This is a genomic window from Sphingomonas sp. ID1715, from assembly GCF_013044515.1.
Lineage (GTDB): Bacteria > Pseudomonadota > Alphaproteobacteria > Sphingomonadales > Sphingomonadaceae > Sphingomonas_B.
This window is the reverse complement of the sequence record NZ_JABEPR010000001.1, coordinates 629,275-650,215: the sequence shown is the minus strand read 5'-3', so window position 1 is coordinate 650,215 and position 20,941 is coordinate 629,275. Positions and strand designations below refer to the sequence as shown.

The 20,941-nt window shown below is 67.5% G+C and carries 9 protein-coding genes; all 9 read right to left on the bottom strand.

Annotated elements, in window-relative coordinates; translation table 11 throughout:
* Nucleotides 1–2 precede the first annotated feature (2 nt).
* Nucleotides 3–1,058 (bottom strand): homocysteine S-methyltransferase family protein, encoded by a 1,056-nt coding sequence (locus HJG53_RS03110; protein ID WP_171127698.1) that lies wholly within the window; start codon nt 1,056–1,058, stop codon nt 3–5.
* A complete protein-coding gene (gene metF, locus HJG53_RS03105) occupies nt 1,055–1,996 on the bottom strand; it encodes a methylenetetrahydrofolate reductase (protein WP_171127697.1) in 942 nt (313 codons plus the stop codon). The genes HJG53_RS03110 and metF overlap by 4 nt, the downstream gene beginning before the upstream one ends.
* A complete protein-coding gene (locus HJG53_RS03100) occupies nt 1,993–2,931 on the bottom strand; it encodes a metalloregulator ArsR/SmtB family transcription factor (RefSeq protein WP_171127696.1) in 939 nt (312 codons plus the stop codon). The genes metF and HJG53_RS03100 overlap by 4 nt, the downstream gene beginning before the upstream one ends.
* Nucleotides 2,932–2,980: 49 nt before the next feature.
* Nucleotides 2,981–4,408 carry a cysteine--tRNA ligase gene (gene cysS / locus HJG53_RS03095; protein ID WP_171127695.1) on the bottom strand — a complete coding sequence of 476 codons (1,428 nt, stop codon included), beginning with the start codon at nt 4,406–4,408 and terminating at the stop codon, nt 2,981–2,983.
* Nucleotides 4,409–4,460: 52 nt separating this feature from the next.
* On the bottom strand, nt 4,461–13,130 hold the full coding sequence (locus tag HJG53_RS03090; protein WP_171127694.1) for a hypothetical protein: 8,670 nt from the start codon (nt 13,128–13,130) through the stop codon (nt 4,461–4,463).
* A 2-nt stretch (nt 13,131–13,132) separates the two neighbouring features.
* A complete protein-coding gene (locus HJG53_RS03085) occupies nt 13,133–14,965 on the bottom strand; it encodes a ShlB/FhaC/HecB family hemolysin secretion/activation protein (protein ID WP_254447482.1) in 1,833 nt (610 codons plus the stop codon).
* Between the two features lie 97 nt (nt 14,966–15,062).
* Nucleotides 15,063–15,794 (bottom strand): hypothetical protein, encoded by a 732-nt coding sequence (locus tag HJG53_RS03080; RefSeq protein ID WP_171127693.1) that lies wholly within the window; start codon nt 15,792–15,794, stop codon nt 15,063–15,065.
* Nucleotides 15,781–17,793, bottom strand: coding sequence for an adenylate/guanylate cyclase domain-containing protein (locus HJG53_RS03075; protein ID WP_171127692.1), 2,013 nt, complete (start codon nt 17,791–17,793; stop codon nt 15,781–15,783). The genes HJG53_RS03080 and HJG53_RS03075 overlap by 14 nt, the downstream gene beginning before the upstream one ends.
* Nucleotides 17,794–17,800: 7 nt before the next feature.
* Nucleotides 17,801–20,893: a CHAT domain-containing protein gene (locus HJG53_RS03070; RefSeq protein WP_368039489.1), complete on the bottom strand. Its 3,093-nt coding sequence runs from the start codon at nt 20,891–20,893 to the stop codon at nt 17,801–17,803.
* Nucleotides 20,894–20,941 lie beyond the last annotated feature (48 nt).

Below are 20,941 nucleotides of genomic sequence, written 5' to 3'. Positions count from 1 at the left end.
TTTCAGGCGGCGATGCGCATCGGGTCGAGGCCCGCGAGGAAGGTCTGGCGCTGGGTGGTCGGGATCGCGCGCGGCGACTTGCCCGCCACCGCATGCGCCATTGCCTTGATGTGCGCCGGCGTCGTGCCGCAGCAGCCGCCGACGATGTTGATCAGCCCCTCGCGCGCCCAGTCGCCGATAAAGCCGCCGGTCGTCTCCGGCGCCTCGTCATATTGACCGAGATCGTTGGGCAGGCCGGCGTTCGGATAGACCATCAGCAGCGTGTCGGCGAGCGGCGACAGGGACGCGACGCTTGGCCGCAGCTGCGGCGCACCGAATGAGCAGTTGAGCCCGATCGTCAGCGGCCGCGCGTGACGCACCGAGGCCCAGAAGCTCTCGATCGAATGGCCGGACAGGTTGCGGCCCGACATGTCGGTGACGGTGAAGCTGATCATCAGCGGTATCTCGTGGCCCCGCGCGATCCCCGCCTCCAGCACGGCCATGATCCCCGCCTTGGCGTTCAGCGTGTCGAAGATCGTCTCGATCAGGATAAAGTCCACGCCGCCATCGAGCAGCGCATCGACCTGCTCGCGGTACACATGCTTCAGCTCATCAAAGCCGATCGCGCGAAAGCCCGGATCGTTCACGTCCGGCGACAGCGACAGCGTCTTGTTGGTCGGGCCGAGCGCGCCGGCGACGAAGCGCGGCCGGCCGTCGGCTACCTCTGCCGCACGGGCTGCATTGCGTGCGATCTGGGCCGAGGCGAGGTTGATGTCGCGCACCAGATGCTCGGCGCCGTAATCCGCCTGGCTGATCGCATTGGCGTTGAACGTGTTGGTCGAAACGATGTCGGACCCGGCGCCCAAATAGGCCTCGGTGATCTCGGCGACGACATGCGGCTGGGTGATCGCCAGCAGGTCGTTATTGCCCTTCTGGTCATGGCCGAGGTCGAGGCTGCCGCGATAGTCCGCCTCGGTCAGCCGATAGCCTTGGATCATGGTGCCGAAGGCGCCATCGGTCAGCAGGATGCGCTTGGCCGCTTCGGCGCGCAGGCGGGCCGCTGCTTCGGACTGGATCATGCCGCTTGCTCCTGGATGGTCGCGACCGGCCGCAGGCCCAGCAGGTGGCAGATGGCATAGGCCAGCTCGGCGCGGTTGAGGGTGTAGAAGTGGAAGTTGCGGACGCCGCCTGCATAAAGCTTGCGGCACATTTCGGCGGCGAGGGTGGCAGCGACCAGCTGGCGCGCGCCCGGATGATCATCCAGCCCCTCGAACAGCCGGTCCATCCAGCCCGGGATTTCCGCTCCGCATAGCCCAGCGAACTTGCGCGTCTGGGCCACGTTGGAGACCGGCAGGATGCCCGGCACGATTTCCGCGTCGATACCCGCCGCTGCCGCCGCATCACGGAAGCGGAAGAAGCAATCGGGCGAGAAGAAGAACTGGGTAATGGCCCGGCTCGCCCCGGCATCGAGCTTGCGCTTCAGATTGTCGAGATCGACCGCCTGCGTGCCTGAATCCGGATGCAATTCGGGGTACGCAGCAACGGAAATCTCGAATGGGTGCAGCCGCTTCAGGCCCGCGACCAGGTCCGCCGCATTGGCATAGCCTTGAGGGTGCGCGGCAAATTTGGCGCCCATGACCGGCGGATCGCCCCGCAGGGCGACGATGTGGCGCACGCCGGCCGCCCAATATTCCTCAGCGACGGCGTCGATTTCTTCGCGCGTCGCCTCGACACAGGTGAGGTGTGCCGCCGCGCTGAGGCTGGTCTCGCGCTGGATGCGAGCAACGGTCGAGTGCGTGCGCTCGCGGGTCGACCCGCCGGCGCCATAGGTGACGGAAACGAAGCGCGGCCCGAGCGGCGCCAGCGTCTGGATCGCGTCCCAGAGCTGCGCTTCCATCTTCTCCGACTTGGGCGGGAAGAATTCGAACGAGACGCCGACATCTCCCGACAGGTCTGCGAACAGCGGTGCGTCGAGCGCGCGGCGGGCTTCCTCCATCTGGGCGAGGGAGAGGGTCATGCTGCTTCCTTTCGGGCGAGGCTCGGCCGTTCGGCGAGCCAAAGCTTGACGGTCAGTTCGCCGCCTTCAAGTTCTTTCACCGCGGCCAGTGCGAGGCCGCTGGCCTGCAGCCATCCGGCGACCTGCTGGTCTGAAAAGCCGAGGCGTTGATGCGCGTCGCGGGTGCGCAGCTCCTCGCGCTCATGCGGCGCGAAATCGACGATCAGCATGCGGCCGCCATCGGCGACCAGCCGTCCGGCCTCGGCCAGCGCGGCGCCGGGCTGCGGCACGAAATGCAGTACCTGGTGAAGGATCACCGTGTCGGCGATAGCATCGGCGAGCGGCAGCGCGGTCAGGTCGCCCTGGCGCAGTTCGGCTGCGGGCACGGCCTCGGACAGCTTGGCGCGAGCGAGACGCAGCATTTCCGGGCTGCGGTCGACACCCAGGGCGCGGGTCGCGGCGCCACCGAAAACCTCCAGCATGCGACCCGTGCCGGTGCCGAGGTCGACCAACCGGCCGACCGGAGCGCCGCCGAGCAACTCGGCCATTGCCGTCTCGACCTGCTGCTCCGGCACATAGAGCGAGCGGATCGCGTCCCAATCGTCGGCATGAGCCTCGAAATAGCGCTCGGCCGCTTGCGCGCGCTCCGCGCGGACCTGGGCGAGCCGCGCCGCATCTTCCTCGCCCCAGTCACTGGAGACCTGCTCGATTGCGGCGAGCAGCGGCTCGTTGCGCGGGTCCTCGGCAAGCGCGAGGAATACCCAGCTGCCTTCGCGGCGCCGGGTGGTCAGCCCGGCATCGGCGAGGATGCGGACATGGCGGGACACGCGCGGCTGGCTTTGCCCCAGCACCTGGGCGAGCTCGCCGACCGACAGCTCCATCCGGCGCAGCAGCGCGAAGATGCGCAGCCGCGTCGGGTCACCAAGCGCACGGAAAATGTCGAGCAGCCGATCCACAAATCAGGACATAAAGATATCTTTATATCCCTGCAAGGTGAGAACGTTGTTAATCGACCTTAAGCTTCCACTCCCAGCCGAGCGGGTCGCCGTCCATCACCTCCACACCCATGGCGGCGAGTTCGTCGCGGATGCGGTCGGAGGCGGCGAAATCCTTGGCCGTGCGGGCTTGCTTGCGTTCGGCCAGGCGCGCGTCGATCTCCTCGGCGCTGATGGTCGCGGTCACCGGAGCAATGCGCAGAGTGACCCGGTCGAGTTCGAGCAGGCGCAGTCCGAGCACCTGGTCCATGGTCGCGAGTGCGTGACGTCTTTGGCCCGTGTCCAGCCCCTTCATGGTCAGGACTGTTTCGAAGTGCGTTAACGCCTTGGCCGTGTTCAGGTCGTCGCTCACGGCTTCGTCGAAGCTCGCAAGTTCGGCGGTGACGCGACGGTCTGTCGGTTCGGCAGCCTCGGCCGCTGGCAGTCTCTCTGCCGCCATCACGATCCGCTTCAGCCGCGTGAAGGCGGCGGCCAGATTTTCCCAGCTGAACTCCAATTCGCTGCGGTAATGCGCCTGCAGGCACATCAGCCGATAGGCGAGGGGATGAAAGCCGCGATCGACCAACGCCTGCAGCGTCAGGAACTCGCCGGCCGATTTCGACATCTTGCCGCCGCGATCGATCAGGAAATTGTTGTGCATCCAGATGCGCGCGCCGCTGTCGGCCGAATGGCAGCGCGCCTGGTTCTGGGCGATTTCGTTCGGGTGGTGGATCTCGCGGTGATCGATGCCGCCGGTGTGAATGTCGAACGGAAAGCCCAGCAGCGCCTCGGACATCACCGAGCATTCCAGGTGCCAGCCCGGCGCGCCGCGGCCCCAGGGCGAGTCCCACTCCATCTGCCGCGTCTCGCCCGGCGGCGTGGTGCGCCAGATCGCGAAGTCGGTCGGGTGCCGCTTGCCTTCGACCGCCTCGATGCGGCTCTCCCCGGCGTCGGTCGCCGCACGCGCCAGCCGGCCGTAATCGGGCACGGTCGAGGTGTCGAAGTAGAGGCCGCTTTCCAGCTGATAGCAGTGCTCGTCCGCGATCGATTCGGCGAACGCGATCATCGCCGGAACATAGTCGGTGGCGATCGACCAGCGCATGGGCTGGCGGATGTTGAGCCGCTCGATGTCGCGCCAGTAAGCGTCGGTGTAGAACTTGGCGATGTCCCAGGCGGTTTTGCCGCTGGTGGCCGCAGCCTTCTCCATCTTGTCCGCGCCTTCGTCGGCGTCGGAGGTCAGGTGGCCCACATCCGTGATGTTGATGACATGGCTGAGCCTAAAGCCCTTGAAGCTCAGCACGCGGCCTAGCGTGTCGGCGAACACATAGGCCCGCATGTTGCCGATATGTTGATAGTTATAGACGGTCGGCCCGCAGGTGTAGACGCGCGCCTCGCCTTCATGGACGGGCGCGAACGGCTCGATCTGCCGCGTCAGGCTGTTGAACAGGCGAAGGCTCATGCGCGCCCCCTTGGAGGCACGGGCCGGGGAGCGTCAACCGCTCCCCGGCCACTCAGGGCGTCGGGCCGATCGGCGTGGTCGGCTCCCACAGGTCCTCGTTGCCAGCGCCGGTGACCGGCTCGTCGATCAGCGGGTCGAAGCGCGAAGTCGGGGCCGGCGCCATCTGGATCACCGGATCGGGCCGGGTCTGCGCCGCTTGCAGCGCCTCTTCCTTCTCGTCCTCATCCTCTTCGTCCTGCACCTGGTCGCGCGAGGATGACAACAGGATCTCCGCCGGCAGCTCCAGGTTGGGACCGGGATCCACGATCACGGGCGCGCAGGAGACACCGCTCACGCAGCCATTGAAAGCGGATTGCGGATCGAACGTGCCGTTCAGCGCGATGGCCGAACCGAACGCCTCGCCGGTGACGGTGCCTTCCTGGCCGTTGATGATCAGCTGGGCGGGCTGGGTGCCGGTGGACCGGAAGATCAGCTCGTTGGCGCTGATGCCGCGCTTCAGGTTCGGATCATTGCCGTTGGCGCCGCTGTTCTGGATGAATGCGAGGCGGCCGATGTTGACGATGATCCTGTTGGCCTGGAAGTAGCCGCCGTTATTTTCCAGCTGGTCGTTCGTGCCGAGCCGCTGGCGCACTTCGTTCAGCTGCAGCCCAGGGATTTCGGAACGCGCCTTGGTCGACATGGCGTGGACTTGCTGGGCGCTCAACTCCAGCGTGCCGGCGAGCCCGCCGGAGCTGTTCTTGATCGTCACCAAGCCGGTTTCCGCCGCCAGCGAGATGTCAGAGCCGGCGCTGTAGGTCACTTGCTGCGTATTGACGAAGTTCTTGTACTGGACGTTGCCGGTGAAGCCGATTGCGCGGCTGGTGCTGATCTTCAGCGTGCCGTTCTGCCCCAGCTGCGAGCCGTCGAACACCAGCGAGCCGCTCACGATGTTGGTGCCGCCCGGATCGAGCAGCTCGAAAGCATCGCCGACAACATTCTGTGGCGCCGACGCAATGGAGATATCTCCGCCGGAGACGATGCGGGTCAGCTCGCCGCTGTCGATGCGATAGCCAGTGCCCGCCGCATCGCCGAGGAACAGGCGATCGGCGGTGCTGGTCAGGCTGATGTCGGTGGTCAGCGTCTTGCTGCCGAGCTGGGCGGTCTCGCCGATCGTCAGATCCTTGGACACGAAGGCGATCTTGCTGCCCGCCGCCGCGCCTGTAACTGTAATCGCGCCGGCTGATGAGGCCTTGAGCGTACCCGATGCACTCGCCTGAGCGAGCGAGATATCGCCGCCGGCGCTCGCCAGCGTCAGGTCGCCGGCGGAGGCGCTGCCTTGCGTGACCACCAGATTTCCGGTCGATGCCAGAGCGACCGAACCCCCGCTGACCGCGAAGCTCGCCGCATTCGCATCGGCAACCGCAAGCGCGCCGGTCCCCGCCTTGAGCGTGGCCGTGCCGGGGGTGTTCAGGCTCGCGAGCGTGAGGCCTTTGGACGCGCTCACCTGGATGTTCCCGCCTGTGGCCTTCAGCGTGTCGGCCGCGAATGTGCCGCCCGCCGCGAGGATAAGCGAGGCCCCGCTGGCCGTGCCGCCGCCGACATTGCCGCCGCTGTCGACCGTGACCGCACTGCCGGCTGCCAGATTGCCGAAGCTGGTTCCGGTGCTCGCCGCGAGGAAGATATTGCCGGTGGCCGAGACGGCGTCGGCAGTGATCGCACCGCCCAGGGCGCCGAGCGTCACGTCGCCCGAAGTGGCGATCGCCTGCTTCACGTCCAGCCCGCTGTCGTTGTTCAGCAAGATCGACTTGGCCGTGGCAACGATGTCGGTGCCGCCGGCCAGGCTGCTTAGGACGATCGCCCCGTCGGCGGCAGCGAGGGTCATCGTTCCCGCGGACGTGAAGCCGAGCGCATGAATGCCCTTGGCGGCCGCGATGGAGATCGCGCCGGATGTGGACGTGCCCGCAAGGATCATGTCGAGCTTGCCGGGAGTCTGCACGGTGATCGTGCTCCCGCGAAGCTGGCCCGCCCCGGCGATGTCGCCGGCAGCGGTAAGGGTCAGTGCTCCGCCAGCATTCATGCGCACGAAGGTCAGGTCCGCCGCCGAGTCCGCCGTAATGGCTCCCGTCGCCGTCGCGTCGTTCACGCGCAGCGTCCCCGCGCCGGTGGACAGGGCGACGTCGCCGGCAGTCGCGGCTGCCTGCTGGACGAACAGCCCGTTGCTGCCGGCTAGGCTGACGGCGGTACCGGTGGCGGTCACGCCCGACGACACCTGGACATCGGCGATGCTGACCGCACCGGTGCCGGCGCTGAGCTTCACGCCCGACGGAGCGCCGCTCGCGCTGACGGCAAGCGTGCCGATTGTGATCGCGCCCGGCGCGACCAGGCCACTCGCCTCGACGATCGCGCCTGCCGCATCGATGGTGCGCAATGTGGCTGCATTGAGCGCGCCGAGCGACATGTTGCGGCCGATGGCAAGGTCGACGGCCGAGCCGCTGACCGTCGCGCCCGCGCCGGCGATGTCGCGGCCAGCCGCCAGGCGCAGCGTACCGGTGGACTGCACCGTTGCGCCGTCGCTCAGGACTAGGTCGCCCGACAGAGAGCCGAGCTCGATTGCGGCCGCAGCCAAGTCGTCGCCGAGGGTCAGCGTGTCGCGGCTGCGGATCAGCACGTCGTTGCCGGTGATCTGCCCAGCGAGCGACACGCGGTTCGCGACGTAATCGTCTTCGCCGATGCGTAGCTGCCCGCTTACGGCAAGCCTCCCCAGGCAGACATTGCCGCGCACGCACTCCGCCAGCAATGCGCCGCCATCGTCGAGCGGGGCGTCGGCAAGCGGCGACGCGGCGTTGATGCGCACGAACAAATTGGCCGCAGTGACGACGCTGGCGGTAGCCGCCTGAATCGCCTCGCCGGTCAGCGTTACCGTGCGTCCGGTCAGCGTCGCGCCGTCGCCGATCACGATCGCATGAACATTGCCGGCGCCCACTGGCTCGTTCGCGAACACGTTGATCGCCCCGGCCTCTATGCGCAGCTGGCCCGGACCGGAGAGGGGCGACGCCGACCCGCCGGGTGCATTGCGCCCGGCAAGCAGGGTCGCGCCGTTGCCGATCCGCACATCGTCGCCGGCGCGGACGGTAATGTCTTCATCGGCCAGCAGCTGCGCGCCTGCGCCGAGATCGACATCGCCATTTGCAAAGATGTCGATGGCGCCGCCGCCATAGCCGCTTTCCGGCGCAACGGCATCGAGCGTGCCGCTGACCGTGACATCGCCGTCCGAAACGAGCTGGATGAACGATCCGGTTGCGGAGCCGCCGGTCACCAGCTGCGATCCCGAGACGGCGATCGTGCTGCCGGACAGGGTGCCGAAGCTCGTTGTGCCGCCGCCCGTCAGGAACAGCGACCCTGCCGCGCTCGCCGTGGTGATGCCCAGGTCGCCATCGACGTTCACCTCGACATTGCCGGAGCTACCGACAAGGCTGTCGGCGTTGAGGCTGGCACCGGTCAGGAAGACGCTTCCGCCCGCTGCACTGCCTCCGGTGAGCGCGCCGCCGGCATCAATGGTGATATCTCCGACCGCCTGAAGGCTGGTGAAGACCGCGTCGCCCGCAATGCTGGCGTCCAACTGCCCGGCGCTGATCGACCCGAGCGTGCCGTCGCCGGTCCGTGCTTCGATCGTGACCGCACCGGTTGCGTTCAGGCTCGCGGACACCGTATCGCCGCGCAGCACGGCGGATCCCACCGTACCGCCGCCGAGCGTCACCGCGCCAATGTCGGCGGTCATCGTCAGCGATCCGCCGGACAAGTTCGCCTGAGCAAGCGTCACGCCCTTGCCCGCGGCCAGCGTCAGGTCGCCGTCGACGGTTGCGGTGCCGATGCTGATCAGCCCGGCAACCTTGATGCCGTTTGACTCGATAACGGTGCCTTCGAAATTGACCGTCCGCACCGAAGCAGCGTCGATCGACTTCAGCCCGACATTGTTCAGCGCATAGATGTCGAGCCGACCGGTGGCGCCCAGAGTCGCGTTGGTTCCGTTGATGTTGAGCGCACTGCCGACGAAGTTCTGGCCGGTCCCGCCGGTGACTGTCAGATCGCCGTCGAGGAAAAGGCTGCTGGACAGTGATGCGATCGTCAGGCTGTCAGACGCCTTGATGAAGTTCGTCTGGTTGGCCTGGCCGAGACGGACATTGCGGCCGAGCAGGGTCACGCGCTCCGCGTCGACGCCGCCGTTCAGCCGGACGTTGATCGGGATGCCGAAGAAGGCATTGCCGATCTCAAGCACGCCGGAGACGGCCACGTTGCCCAGACAGACGTCGCCCTGCAGACATGCGGGCGAACGGAGCGGCCGCAATTGGCCGAGATCGTCCGACGGAACGAACTCGTTCCCCTCCGGCAGGTTGTTGAGCAGCACGTAGAGGTTGCCGGCGCTGAACTGCGTATCGATCCGGCCGACGACGGCATCGGCGTGGACGGTGACGGTGCGGTCGGATGCGTCGATATTGCCTTCCAGGATGAAGGACGAGATGTCCTCCACGATGATCCCGCCGCGACGGCTCACACCGCCCGCGAAGATGTCGAGCTGCGGCCCGCCATAGCCGCTTTCGGGGATCTCGCCCGAGGTGCCCCGCAGCAGGGCGCCGGATCCGATGATGATGTCGTCGCCGGATTGTAGCGAGATATTCTGCTGCACGCCCACATCAGCGCCCGTCAGCAGCTTGAGATCGGCATTGCTGGCGATGTCCAACGATCCGCCGACATCGAGGCGCCCGGTGAGCACGACGTCGCCCACCGCGCCCAGGCTGACGCGACCCGTGGACCTGGTCAGGCCAGAACCAGAAAGGCGTATCCCCGGCAGTGCGTCGACGGCACCTTCGTCACCATTCGCCGAAACATCGAGCGTAGTAAACCGGATCGCGCCATCGCTGCTGCCGCCCGCGGCGTTGACGAACACGTGTCCGGCGCGGCCGCCAAAGCCATCATTGGCGAATGCGTCGGCACTCAGCGATGAGAATCCGAAGTCGAGCTGTGCGGTGCCGCTGCCATCGTGCTGAGCGTCGATCGAGATGGTGCCGGCGAGCGCCGTCCCTTCGACGCCGTTAAGTCCGTTTTCGGCACCGAGGCCGCCAGAGCCTGCGGTTCCTGCCGAGGCGTCGGCGCTGATCTCGGACGCAGGAAACTCGAGCGAGCCATTGGTCGACAGGATCGAGATGGTGCCCGCCGTCGCGTCTCCCCCGTTGCCGCCGGCGCCGCCGCCGCCTTCCTGCGCATCGCCGCCTAGGCCGCCCTGGCCGCCATCGGCATTCGCCGACAGGAACGCGGTGGAGATGCCTTCACCACCGAACAAGGTCAGCGACCCGCTCGCGAGGGACAAGGAAACGGTGCCGCCCTCGCCGGCGCCGCCCGCGCCGCCATCCAAGCCGACCGCGCTCACCGAACCGTCGCCGCCGCGCCGGCCCACACCATCGGCCTGGAGCCTTAAGCCCTGGGCAGTGATGATCGCGCCGTTGCCGATGGTAAGCGCCGCGCTCGCGCCCTTGCCGAAGCCGCCGGCGCCACCCGTCCCGACCTTGCCATCCGCGCCGGCGCCGCCCGTTCCATTGCTGGACACATAGAGCCCGCCGAAGCTGCTCGTGCCGGTGACGATGGTGACCGAGGCATTGCCGCCCAAGCCGTTGCCGCCGCTGCCGCCGGCCGGGCCGGTCCCGCCGTCCGCGCCCGTTCCATCGGCGCTCGCAAAGGCGACGCTCGACGGACCTATGCCCGTGTTGAGCGTGATGCCGGCAATGCCGCCGCTGCCATCGCCGCCACGCCCGCCGGCGCCTAAGCCAATGACGCCTTCATTGTCCGCATCGACGATCTCGCCGGCCAGCCCGCCAAAGCCGTTCGCTTCGGCATAGATGGCGCCGACGTCCAGCCCTTCGGAGCCGCCGATGCTGATGGTCGCACTGCCGCCGATCGAGGTTCCGCCTGCTCCTGCTACAGCATCGGCGCCAAAGCCGCCGAAGGTGCGGATCGATCCGCCCTGGCCGCCCCGCGTCCGTTCCTCTTCGGCAGGAGGCTGTGCATTGGCGTTGGCGTGAACGTACAGGCCGCCGAGGCTCAGCGAAGCGGCGCCGGAACTGACGAAGCTTGCCACGCCCCCCGTTGCCGCGCCACCGGTTCCCGTCAGCGGCGTCGATGCGAAATCGTCGCCATCGCCACCGATCCCACCTGAACTGTCGGCACTGACCTGGACGCTGTCGGCCTGGAGTGCGCCGCCCGTGACGGTGACGATGGCGCCGGCCGGCAGAGTGCCTTGATAGGGAGAGGTCCCGATGCCGGCGGTGCCTCCCGAGCCCGCCGCTACGCCATAACCGGAATCCTGATTATTGCCGTTGCCGCCCAGCGCTTCGGCGCGCACGCGAAGGAGGCCAAAATCCGCCACGCCGCCGGTCAGCGAAACCGCGGCGCGGCCCTGATAGCCGCTGCCGCCGGTACCGCCGTTCTCCCGGCCGGCGCCCTGGCCGTCTGCCGTGACGAACAAGGTGTCGCCTTGGGCAAGCCCGCCGCTCACCTCGAAGGTCGCCGTGCCGCCGACGCCCGTGCCGCCCTCCGTAGTAACCGGCGAGCGGTCCCTCACGGCATCGAAGCCGCCATTCGCGACCAGGTTCAGGACGCCGAAGTTCAGCAAGCCCGTGCCGCCGCCGATGCTGACCTGCACGGTACCGCCGCGCCCGGTCGAGGGGGTACCGGAGCTCTGGTTATTGCCGCCAATGCCTTGGGCGATGAGAAAGGTGGTGCCATCGGCAAGATCGATCGCCCCGCCCGTCGATTGCAGCGTCACCGCACCGCCCGTTCCGTCGCCCGCGCGGCCGCTGAAGCTGCCGTTGCCGCCGGTGCCGGTCGCCAGCAAGGTGCCGCCGCCAGTGATCTGGCCGCCCGCACCACTGGTGACCGTCACCGTGCCGCCGGTCGCCGACCCGGCCCTGCCGCTGCCGAAGGAGTTGCCGCCGACTGCCGATGCGTCGAGGATCATGCCCCCGGATGTGATCGTGCCGCCGGTGGCGTTCACCGCGATCGTGCCGCCGGTGGCGTTGCCGCCGGGCGAGCCGTTGCCGCCAAGTCCCTTGGCCCGGAAGGTAATGCTGCCGGCGTCGATCAGACCGCCGCCCGTCGCGGAGGTGGTGATCGCCCCGCCGGTGCCTGCTCCCGCCCCATAGCCCGAATCCGCGGCCTGCCCGATGGTCACGGCAGTAAGGCTGCCCGTCTGGATCTTGCCCGAGCCGCTCGCGGCGATGGTGATTCCACCACCAACCCCGGCGTTGCCGCTCGAGCCCAGTGCCTGCGTCGAAAGGATGATGTCCGACGCGGTGATGATGCCGCCCGCCGCGTTCAGGCCGATATCGGCGCCCGTGACGGTAGAACCCGAGAAACTCGTATTCTGGGACGAGACGACCAGGTTCGCCAGGCCGATCGTGCTCCCGGCGTCCGCCGAGACGTTGATGGTGGCGCCTTGGCGACCGTCATCCAGCAGCAAGGATGTGAGGCCGGCCACCGTCACGCTGCGGCCGCCGGTGGCGGCGAGCGAGATCGCCCCATTGTCGGAATGCAGTTCGATACTGCCCGTCGAGGTCACACTGCTGACCGACGTGGAAAGCGCGATCCGGTCGGCGTAGCCCTTCAGGTTGGAGCTGAGGCTGCCGCCGGCAAGCTGGACGCTGCTGCCGGTGGCCAGCCCGGAGACGGCATCGCCGTTGATGTTGTTCGCGGCGGCGAGGACGATCCCGCCATCGGCGAGCTGGACGCTTGCCGCCGGCGTATAGCCGATCGTGCCGCTGACCAACATGGTGACGGCGTCGTTCTTCGGCACCGCGACCATGTAGATGCGGCGATCCGCGATGGTGCCATTGTCCACCGGGCCGGTGGTCGTGCCGCTGTGGGTCAGCGTGGTTTCGCCGCCCACATCGACCGCCGAACCGGTGCCGATGCTGATGTCGAACAGGCCGCCCGAGACCGGGATGGTGATGTCGGCCGACTCAGCTGCGACATAGGCGATCGAGCCAGCTGCGCTGACGGTTCCCGCCTGGGTAACGCGCGGGGCGACGAGCGCGACATAGTTGTCGTTCGCCTTCAGGCTCGCGCCATTCTCCACGGTAACGAAGGCGCGGCTGTCGGGATTGGCGCGGAACTGGATCGTGCCGGTCTGGGCATTGGGATCGGTGCGGAAGATGCCGTAACCGGAATCGTAGTCGACATCGGCGGCGGACAGCACGAGGCTGCCGACATCGAACTGGCTGGTCGCACCGGCGATGATGCCGCCGGGGCTGTAGAACAGGATGCTGCCGCCCGGCTGGGTCGCACCATAGCCGAAGTCGAGCTGGCTCTTGACGATGCCGTCGATGCGGATCGCCGGCGTGCCCGGCGCGCTGACGCCGATCCGGTTCAGCACGGTGTAGCTGCCGACGCTGTTGCCGTCGGCGGTGAAGAGCAGCTGGTTGTTGGTGTCGAGCACCTTGACCGAGCCGTCGAGGATCGGCGACCCAGTCGCCGTCCAGTTGATCACCGCCTGCTTGGAGTTGATCGTGACGATGTCGGTCAGCTTGCCGTCGACCGTCTGTCCGCGCGTCACATTGGCGCTGCCAAAGCCGGTGCCGTCGAAGGTCGCCTGGAAGGCGTTCTGTGCCTGCGCCTGTACGGACAGGCCGAGTGCGATGGCGCATCCGGCGAGAAGCCGGGCGCGGCGACGAAGCGGGGTGGGATAAGCAGGCATACTCAACGTCTCCAGGGCAGGAGTCGCGTGGACAGGGTGACCAGCAGGCGCACATCGCGTTCGGGCTGGATCGGCGTGCGGTTGAGCGGCGCCGCGAGCGTCACGTCGAGCCGGGCGCGCTGCCCCCAGGCGGCACGCACGCCGCCGCCGACCGACCAGAGCCGTTCGGGGCTGCCTTGCCCGATCTGCGGGAAGTCGTTCCAGACGATGCCCAGATCGGCAAAACCGAAGGGCTGAAAGGCGAAGCCGTCGATCGTGCGCGGCAGCAGCGACCCGAAACGCACTTCGCTCTGGAAACCGAGACCACTGTCGCCGGACAGCGCACCCGGATCATAGCCGCGCCCGGTCGTGAAGTTGCCGACCGAGAATTGCTCGTAGGACAGGACCGGATCGGGCGCATATTGCACCCGCGGCGCGATGCTGAAGGTGAGGCCAGGCCGTGGCCGATATTCGACCAGCGCCGCCGCGCGCGCGACAAAGGCGGTCGGGTCCGCCGCCTGGCGGCTGAGGCGACAGTTCAGGCTACCATTGCACGGTTCACTGGCGTTGAGATCGACGCCTTGGCGCAACTCGATGCTGCCGGCGGTACGCCAGCGCGGCTCGGCAAGCGAAAATCCGGACGTGCTCGCGACCGAGCGCGGGTCGATCGCATCATAATCGACGCGCGCGAACAGCACGCGTAGCCGGTCCCGCTGGAAGGCGGCGAAGCTGGCGCCCGTCCCTTGCTTGAAGTCCACATCCTGGTTGATGACGTTAATGCCGACGCTGCCGAACAGGTTCGCGGACTGCGAGCGTATGAACGGGTAGGAAATGTCGGCAAAGGCGGACAGCGTGCGTGCCCTTAGCTCGTTGCCAGGACCGAGGTTCACGTCGGGACGGGTCCAGGCATAGCTGAAATCGCCGCTCAGGGTCAGGCCTTCGCTGCCCAGCTTGAAGCTGTGGCCGGCCTGGATGACCTGCTGTTCCTCGAAGTCCGCGGTGCTGAAGAAACTCAGGCTGGTGCGGTCGCCTAGGCCCGTCAGCCCGTTCAGCTGCACCCGCGCGAGTCCGCCCCAGCGGCCGGCGGAGCGTGAGCCAAGGTTTTGCACGAACGCATCCGCTTCGATCGGCACACGCGTCACTGCGACTTCGCCGATCACTTCACCCGGATTGCCCGCCGGACGCAGCACCAGGCGGACGTCGAACCCCGGGATGTCGCGGGCGAGCAGCAGGTAGCGCTCGGCATCGCGGATGTTGAACACCTCCTGCTGCTGGATCTTGCGCAGATAGGCGGCGATCAGCGGCTCGGACCGACCAGCCTGGCCGCGCACCTGCACGCCTGCCAGCCGGGCGACGAGGGCGTCGAGGCGGACGATACCGTTCTCGATCCGCTGCGGCGGCACCTGCACGGCGGCGAGATAGCCTTCGCGCCGCAGGATTGTCGCGGCACGGTCGCGAATGTCGCAAATGCCGGCGACCGAGACCGTCTTCCCGATCAGGTCAGCGTAGGCGGGACGAAGCAGATCCGGCGCAATGCCACGCAAGCCATCGATCTGGACTTCGCGCAGTTCGAAGGTGACGCCTTGATATTGCGGGGCGGCAAGGGGGCAGGGAGCCCGCTCGAAATCGCTGTCCACGGTGAGGCCGGCCCCGCCGGTGCGCGGCGGCTGGGCCGGGCGAGCACGCTCGACCTCCTCGCGCGTGATGCCGCCCACCGTCTGCGCCTGGGCGAACGATGGAAGCAGCGACGCTGCGCCGGCAAAAGCAACATACAGGCCCGTGCGCATGGCGCGCATCGCGTCTTCCCCCATCTTCGTCTGGCACAGGCGGCGGCGCCTTTTACGCTCGCCGGCCATTCGGCCGTTTCCCTACGCGAACCACGCCCGAAAGTTCGCTCGACCTGCAGGCTGTCGCTATCAGCGATCGCTTGCAGCTTCAATCAGTTGCTCGAGGTCAGCCGGCGCTCCCGCCACCTCCGGTGGTGGCGATCAGCAGGTCCAGTTGCGTCTTGCACCCCTTCGCGATCAGCGTCGAAGCGGTGTCCTCAAGGCTTGCCGGCACCGGCACAGTCACGAACCTGATCTTGGCCGGCGTGTTGCCGTTTACCGACACGCTGTATTCCTTGCCGTCCGCGACTGGCAGCGCTTTGGGCCAGTCGCCGATCGCCGCGCCGGGTGCCATCGCGATCGTACCCGAAGCATCGGCCGCGCTGACCTTGACCTCCGCCGGGCCAGTGGTCGCCGCGCGCCACACCCGCACGGTGTTCGTGTCGGCGACGCAGACCGTGCCGCTCTTGCTCAGGTCGACAAGCCACAAATTGGGGCTGCGGGTGTCGCCGGTCGGCGTCCCGCCGCGCACCGCTCCGCCGCGGCGCTCCGCCGTGCTCTGATTGGCGATGATGCGGCTCGCGGTCTGGGCGACGCCGGCGCGCGTGCCGGTCGCGATGGCCGGGAAGTTGCCCGGGCCCGAGAGGGTCCGGGTGCCGCGCGCGTCGAGCAGGATCAAAGTATCGCCAGCCTTCAAATTCACCTGGGCATTGTCGGCCAGCTGCCGGCCGGCCGGATAGGCCTTGGCCGACGGGCCCGTCGAGCGAACCACGACCGGACCCGCGATCGCCGCCCCCGCACAAGCCGCAGCCAGGGTGCCGCCCGCCAGAAGGCGAGCCCATTTGCTAGCCAAGATCATAACTTCCTCCCGATTCCATATGGTGCAGACGATAGACCAAATTCGCGAGCGCCGCATCGCGAACATTGGTTGACGCCAATGTCTCCAGTTCTTCGACGACGGTGCGGTCTCCTGCGTCGAAGCGTTTGAGCGCCTCCTGAAGATACGCGCGCTCTTCCGCTGTGGCCTCCGGCACAGGTTCGAAAATCTCGACCGGCGTCGAGCGGCCGCGCAGGGTGATACGGCCGAGCGGACGCCACCAGTCGAGACCAGACCGCTCGACCGCCGCCTTGCTCGCCAACACGGTGGAGTTGAGCGGCTTGTTGGCCGACTCGAGCCGCGCCGCGGTGTTCATGCTGTCGCCGAGCGCAGTATATTGAATGCGGCCTTCGCCGCCGAAATTGCCGACGATCGCTTCGCCCCAGTGCAGGCCAACGCGCGTGCGGCCGATCGCCGGCACGCCTTCGGGCACATCCTTGCGAAAGGCTTCGCCGGCTTCGTACATCGCCCAAGCTGCTCGAGCCGCGCGTTCGCCATCGTCGGCGCGCGAGATCGGGGCTCCCCAGAAGGCGACCACGGCATCGCCGACGAACTTGTCGATCGTGCCGCCGTAGCGCAACACCACTTCGCTCAGCATGTCGAGATAGCGATTGAGCAGGAAGGCGACCGTCTCGGCCGGGATCGCGTGGCTCAGCTTGGTAAAGCCTTCGAGGTCGGTAAAGACGACGAAGATTTCACGCTTCTCGCCGTGCAGCGCCAGCCGCTCGGGATCGCGCATGATCTCGCTGGCAATGTCGCGCGGCAGATATTTGCCGAGCGCTGACTGGGCGAAGCGCCGCTGCTGCGAACCGACCGCGCGCACCGCCGCGCCGATCGCGGCATAGGCGAGTAGCCAGCCGATGCTCCAGCCGAAGGCGGGCAGGTGGCGCGTATCGGTTCCCTGCCATTGCAGGTAGAAGGGCAGGGCGACGAAGAACGCGGCTTGGCCAACCAGCATCAGCCCGACTTTCCAAGCTCTCGCATCGGACAGGGCGGTGAGTGCTCCGGCAGCGACGACGAGCAGCGCGACCACCCACATGCCCGCGCGGGGAATACGGCCGAACTGCACCTTGTCGAGCAACTGGGTCAGCATATGGGCGTGGATTTCCAGCCCGATCGTGCGCTGGCCGGTGATCCGCTTCATCGGCGTTTCGAACTGGTCTAGGTCGAGAATGTCGCCGCCGATCAGCACATAGCGGCCGCGCACCTGCTCGGCCATGAGCGCGGCGGTCTCGGGTGTGGCGAACAGGTCAATCGGCAGCTTGGCAAAGACGGGCCGGTCCTCGAACGCCGGCAGGCGAAAGCGGACACCGCGGAAATAATCGTCGAAACCATCTTGAGCGCCGGTGACCGCGCGGGCAAGCAGCGGCGGCAGCTCCTTCGGCTGGTGCGGCCAGCTGCGGACGACCCCGTCCGGGTCTGTCTCGATTTCGATGCTGGTCGGCTTGACGGACGTGGTGCGGATTTTCGCCTGAAAGGCGCGGAGAAACTCCTCCTGCCGCGTGTCGATGAAGCGCTTGTTGGTCGCCGCCGTGGTGAAGGCGAGATAGGTGGGCGTCTTCATCGACCGGAATGCGTCGACCAGATACTCGTCATTGGGCGTCGGCTGATCGACGATCACGTCGATCGCGATTGCTTTCGCGCCCATGCGGTCCAGGCTGCGCAGAGCATCGGCCAGGATCTTCCGGTCGAGCGGGGAGCGCACCTGCGTGTTGATCAGCGTGTCGTCAGTATAGGTGACGAGCAGCACCCGCGGGTCCTGCTCCGCGCGGGGCGTCGTCAGCATCAGCCGGATGTCGTAGAGCGCGCGCTCGGCATCGGAGATCAGCGGCACCTGCCAGCTGTAACGGGCGAGGAAGATGCCGATCAGCACCACGATTGCCGAGACGATCAGCCGCGGCGTGCCGACCTGCTCCACCACGCGCGCCGCGCGCTTGCGCAGCGGCAGCTGCGGCCGGCTCCCTTCTTCCAACTCGGTCAAGCCGAGGTCACATCCGCACGATCGGCTGCGCGCCGTCACCGACCAGCACGAAGCCCGCCCAGTAGAAGGGGTGCGACGTCTCTGGCGCGTCCATCAGCTTGAGCCGACTGGTCCGCAACGCTTCGCCGATCGCCGTGCCGGGCGCCGACTGAAACAGGCTGGAGATCAGCCTTTCAGTGGCCTGATACTCGTCCGGCGCCGGCCAATGGCTGGCGAGAACCGAACGGGCGCCCGCACCGATAAAGGCGCGGACCAGGCCGTCGAGCGCACTGCCGCCGCCCGTCGTTACGCCCGCCTCGCGCGTTGCCGCGACCGTGGCGCGGCCGGCTGTGTCGCAGGCGGAGAGCAGGACCAGATCGGCATCCATATGGAGATCGTAAATCTCCTTGAAGCTGAGCAGCCCGTCCGAGCGCGCGTCCCCGAAGCTGGTCAGCAGGGCCGGCCGCGCCGGGCATTGCGGCTGCGGCGCGGTCACGAAGCCGTGGGTCGCGAAGTGCAGGATGCGATATTGGGCTAGGTCGCTCCGCGCCATCACCGCTTCATCGGTGAAGGAAGTGCCGGTCATCACGTCTGACCCGGCGCCGAGCACCGCCTGGGCCGCACGAAGTTCGCGTGCCGAAATCGGCTTGTTCCATTCGTTGAGCGGCCATTGGCAGGGGTCGCTCGGATCGACGGCACTGGCCATCGCAACGCGGGTGAAGGCCGGCGCATTCTCGCCAAAGCCGAGATAGGGACGCTGGGCCGCGGACGGCGGCGCGCGCCGCGCATCGCGGAAGCCGCGCGCCGACACTGCCGTGCTGATCCGCGTGTCGCGGCCGAGCCACTGGACGCCTGAGAAGTCGAACCGGTCGGCGCCTCGTGCGGTGGTGCGCTGGCGATAGCGTTCGACGCTCGCCTGATCGACGGGCAGGAGTGCGAGCGGCAGGCGCAGCATCGCACCGTCGGGCTCGAAGATGACTGCCTTGGACTGTGCCACCTGCGTCGCGACAGGTCCCGTCAGGTCGACATAGAGCTGGCGAGCGAGCTCCAGGTCGAATGGGTAGGTGAAGACCTGCCCGTCTTCGACGCGAGAGATGGTCGCGCGCAACGCGTCCACCCGCTGATCGAGCGTGTCGGCCGTAATCGGCAGCTTGTACACGCTTGCCGTGGCCGGCGCCACAAACACCCCGTAAACCGACTGGCCGACCACTGCGAGCTTCAGGTAGGTCTCGTCGGGTTTGAGCACCGCGCGCAGGTCCGCAAGCGACAGTGTGTCGGTTGCAAGCGCGCGATACTGCGGGAACTCAGAGAGTTTGGCTTGCATCGCTGCCTGCTCGCGCTCTAGCCGGTCGAGTTCGGCGGTCAATCTATCGACAGTTCCTTGATCCGGCTTCTCCGCGGCGCGCAGGGTCGCGAGGCCGATGCGGGCTCGCTCAACCTCGCGCTGCAGGACGGTAGCCTGGCGAAACAAGGCCGCCGCCTCACCCGCGCCCTGGCTCAGCTGCCGAGCAAGCTGGCTTTGCGTATCCGCGACACCGGGTCGCACCAGCGTCTGGGTGGCGAGGAAGAATTGATCGACCAGCGCGGGATTGCTCGGTGCCCGACGCGCAAGTTCGGAGAAATAGGGCGCGAGCAGGTTGCTAAGCCCGGTCGCCGAGTTGCCGCGTCGAACGACATCGTCGACCACCGCCTTGTAAAGCGCGAGCGCTTCGTCGCTGCGCTGTTGGCGAAGCAGGAAGGATGCCAGGCGGCTGCGCGCGGCGGCGACCACATTGGTGTCGGGATAACGCTGCTCGAGCAGCAGGATCGCCTGGCGGAACCGCTCCTCCGCGGCCGCGGCATTGCCCTGCGCCTCATAGGCGGCCGCCGACTCGGCCAAAATCTGGGCGCGCAGGCGGACGATCGAAACGACGCGGCCGCTGCGCACGGACAAAGCTTGGCGGCCAGCTTCGTCGAGTACTCGTGTAGCATCCGCGTTGCGGCCCTGCAGGCGGTACACGGTTCCGCGCAGCTGCAGCGCTTGGGCGTCCAGAATGACGGCCCGCTCTTCAGGCGACAGCTGCCCGGCCTCGGTGGTCCCAAGCTGCTCTCGGCCGATGGTGCCGGCGTTGATCTCGGCCGCGACCTGGTTGCCGATCTCGACCGCTCCGCCGATCACCCGCATCGGCTCGGTCAGCGGGGTGACAGGCCGATCAAGTTCGGCCAGCGCCTCGCCCAGCCGCTTCTGGTTGATCAGGTGCAGCGCGCGGAAGTTTCGGCGCAGCCGCGTTTGCACCCGGTCGGTACTCGGGATGCGCGCAGCTTCGTCGAACAGCCGGTCGGCCTCGGCGAACTGGCCTAAATTGGATTTCTGAAGTGCCTCGTTGATCAGATATTCGCCGGTTCGGTCCGGCGAGCCATCGGCGCGCTGCTGCAGGGTGCCGAAAAACTCGGCCGCCTCGGCATAAGCGCCGGCATTGTTGCGGCGATAGCCTTCGGACAGCGCACGGTCCGGGTCCAGCGTACCGGCCTGGACGCGCGCGAAAGCGACGGGATCGTTGACGCTGGTGGTCGCAACCTCGATCTTGCCCGGAACGATCCGATCCTCGACGATCGTGCGCAGTCCAAGCTCGAGCGCATCCTTATAGCCGCTCAAACCCTCGGCGACGTAAGTCACCTGGCCCCGCCGGAAGCGCAGGATCTGATAACCGACATCAGCACCGGCGAGCCGGCATTCCACCGTCTCGACATCGCCGATCTCGCGGCGCTGCACGATCACCCCGTCGGAGCATTCGGCCTCGGTCGCGCGGATCGCATGCAATCGGTCCCGAATGGCGGACGGGTCGCCGCGCAGGCTGTAGATGCGGCCCACGGCGCGGGCCGCGTCGCGGCAGACGATCGCCCAGGCGCGATCGAAGATCGAGGCAATCGCCGGATCGCGACCCTTCGCCTCGACCTGGCACAGGCTGGCATTCTCGCCGCCGAGCGGAAAGCTGTCGCGCAGGCTGGGTGGCTGGGTTTGTGCCGCGAGCGGCACGCTGCCGGACATTGCAAGAAGAGCGGCAAGAAAGTTCAACGCGCGCACAGCACCAATCACCCCCAAAGTGGAAGCCAGCGCCGCCTCTCGTGCGTTCGCAGCCACCAATATTGATTCAGCGCCCGCACGCATCATAGCCCCTTGCGCCGGCAA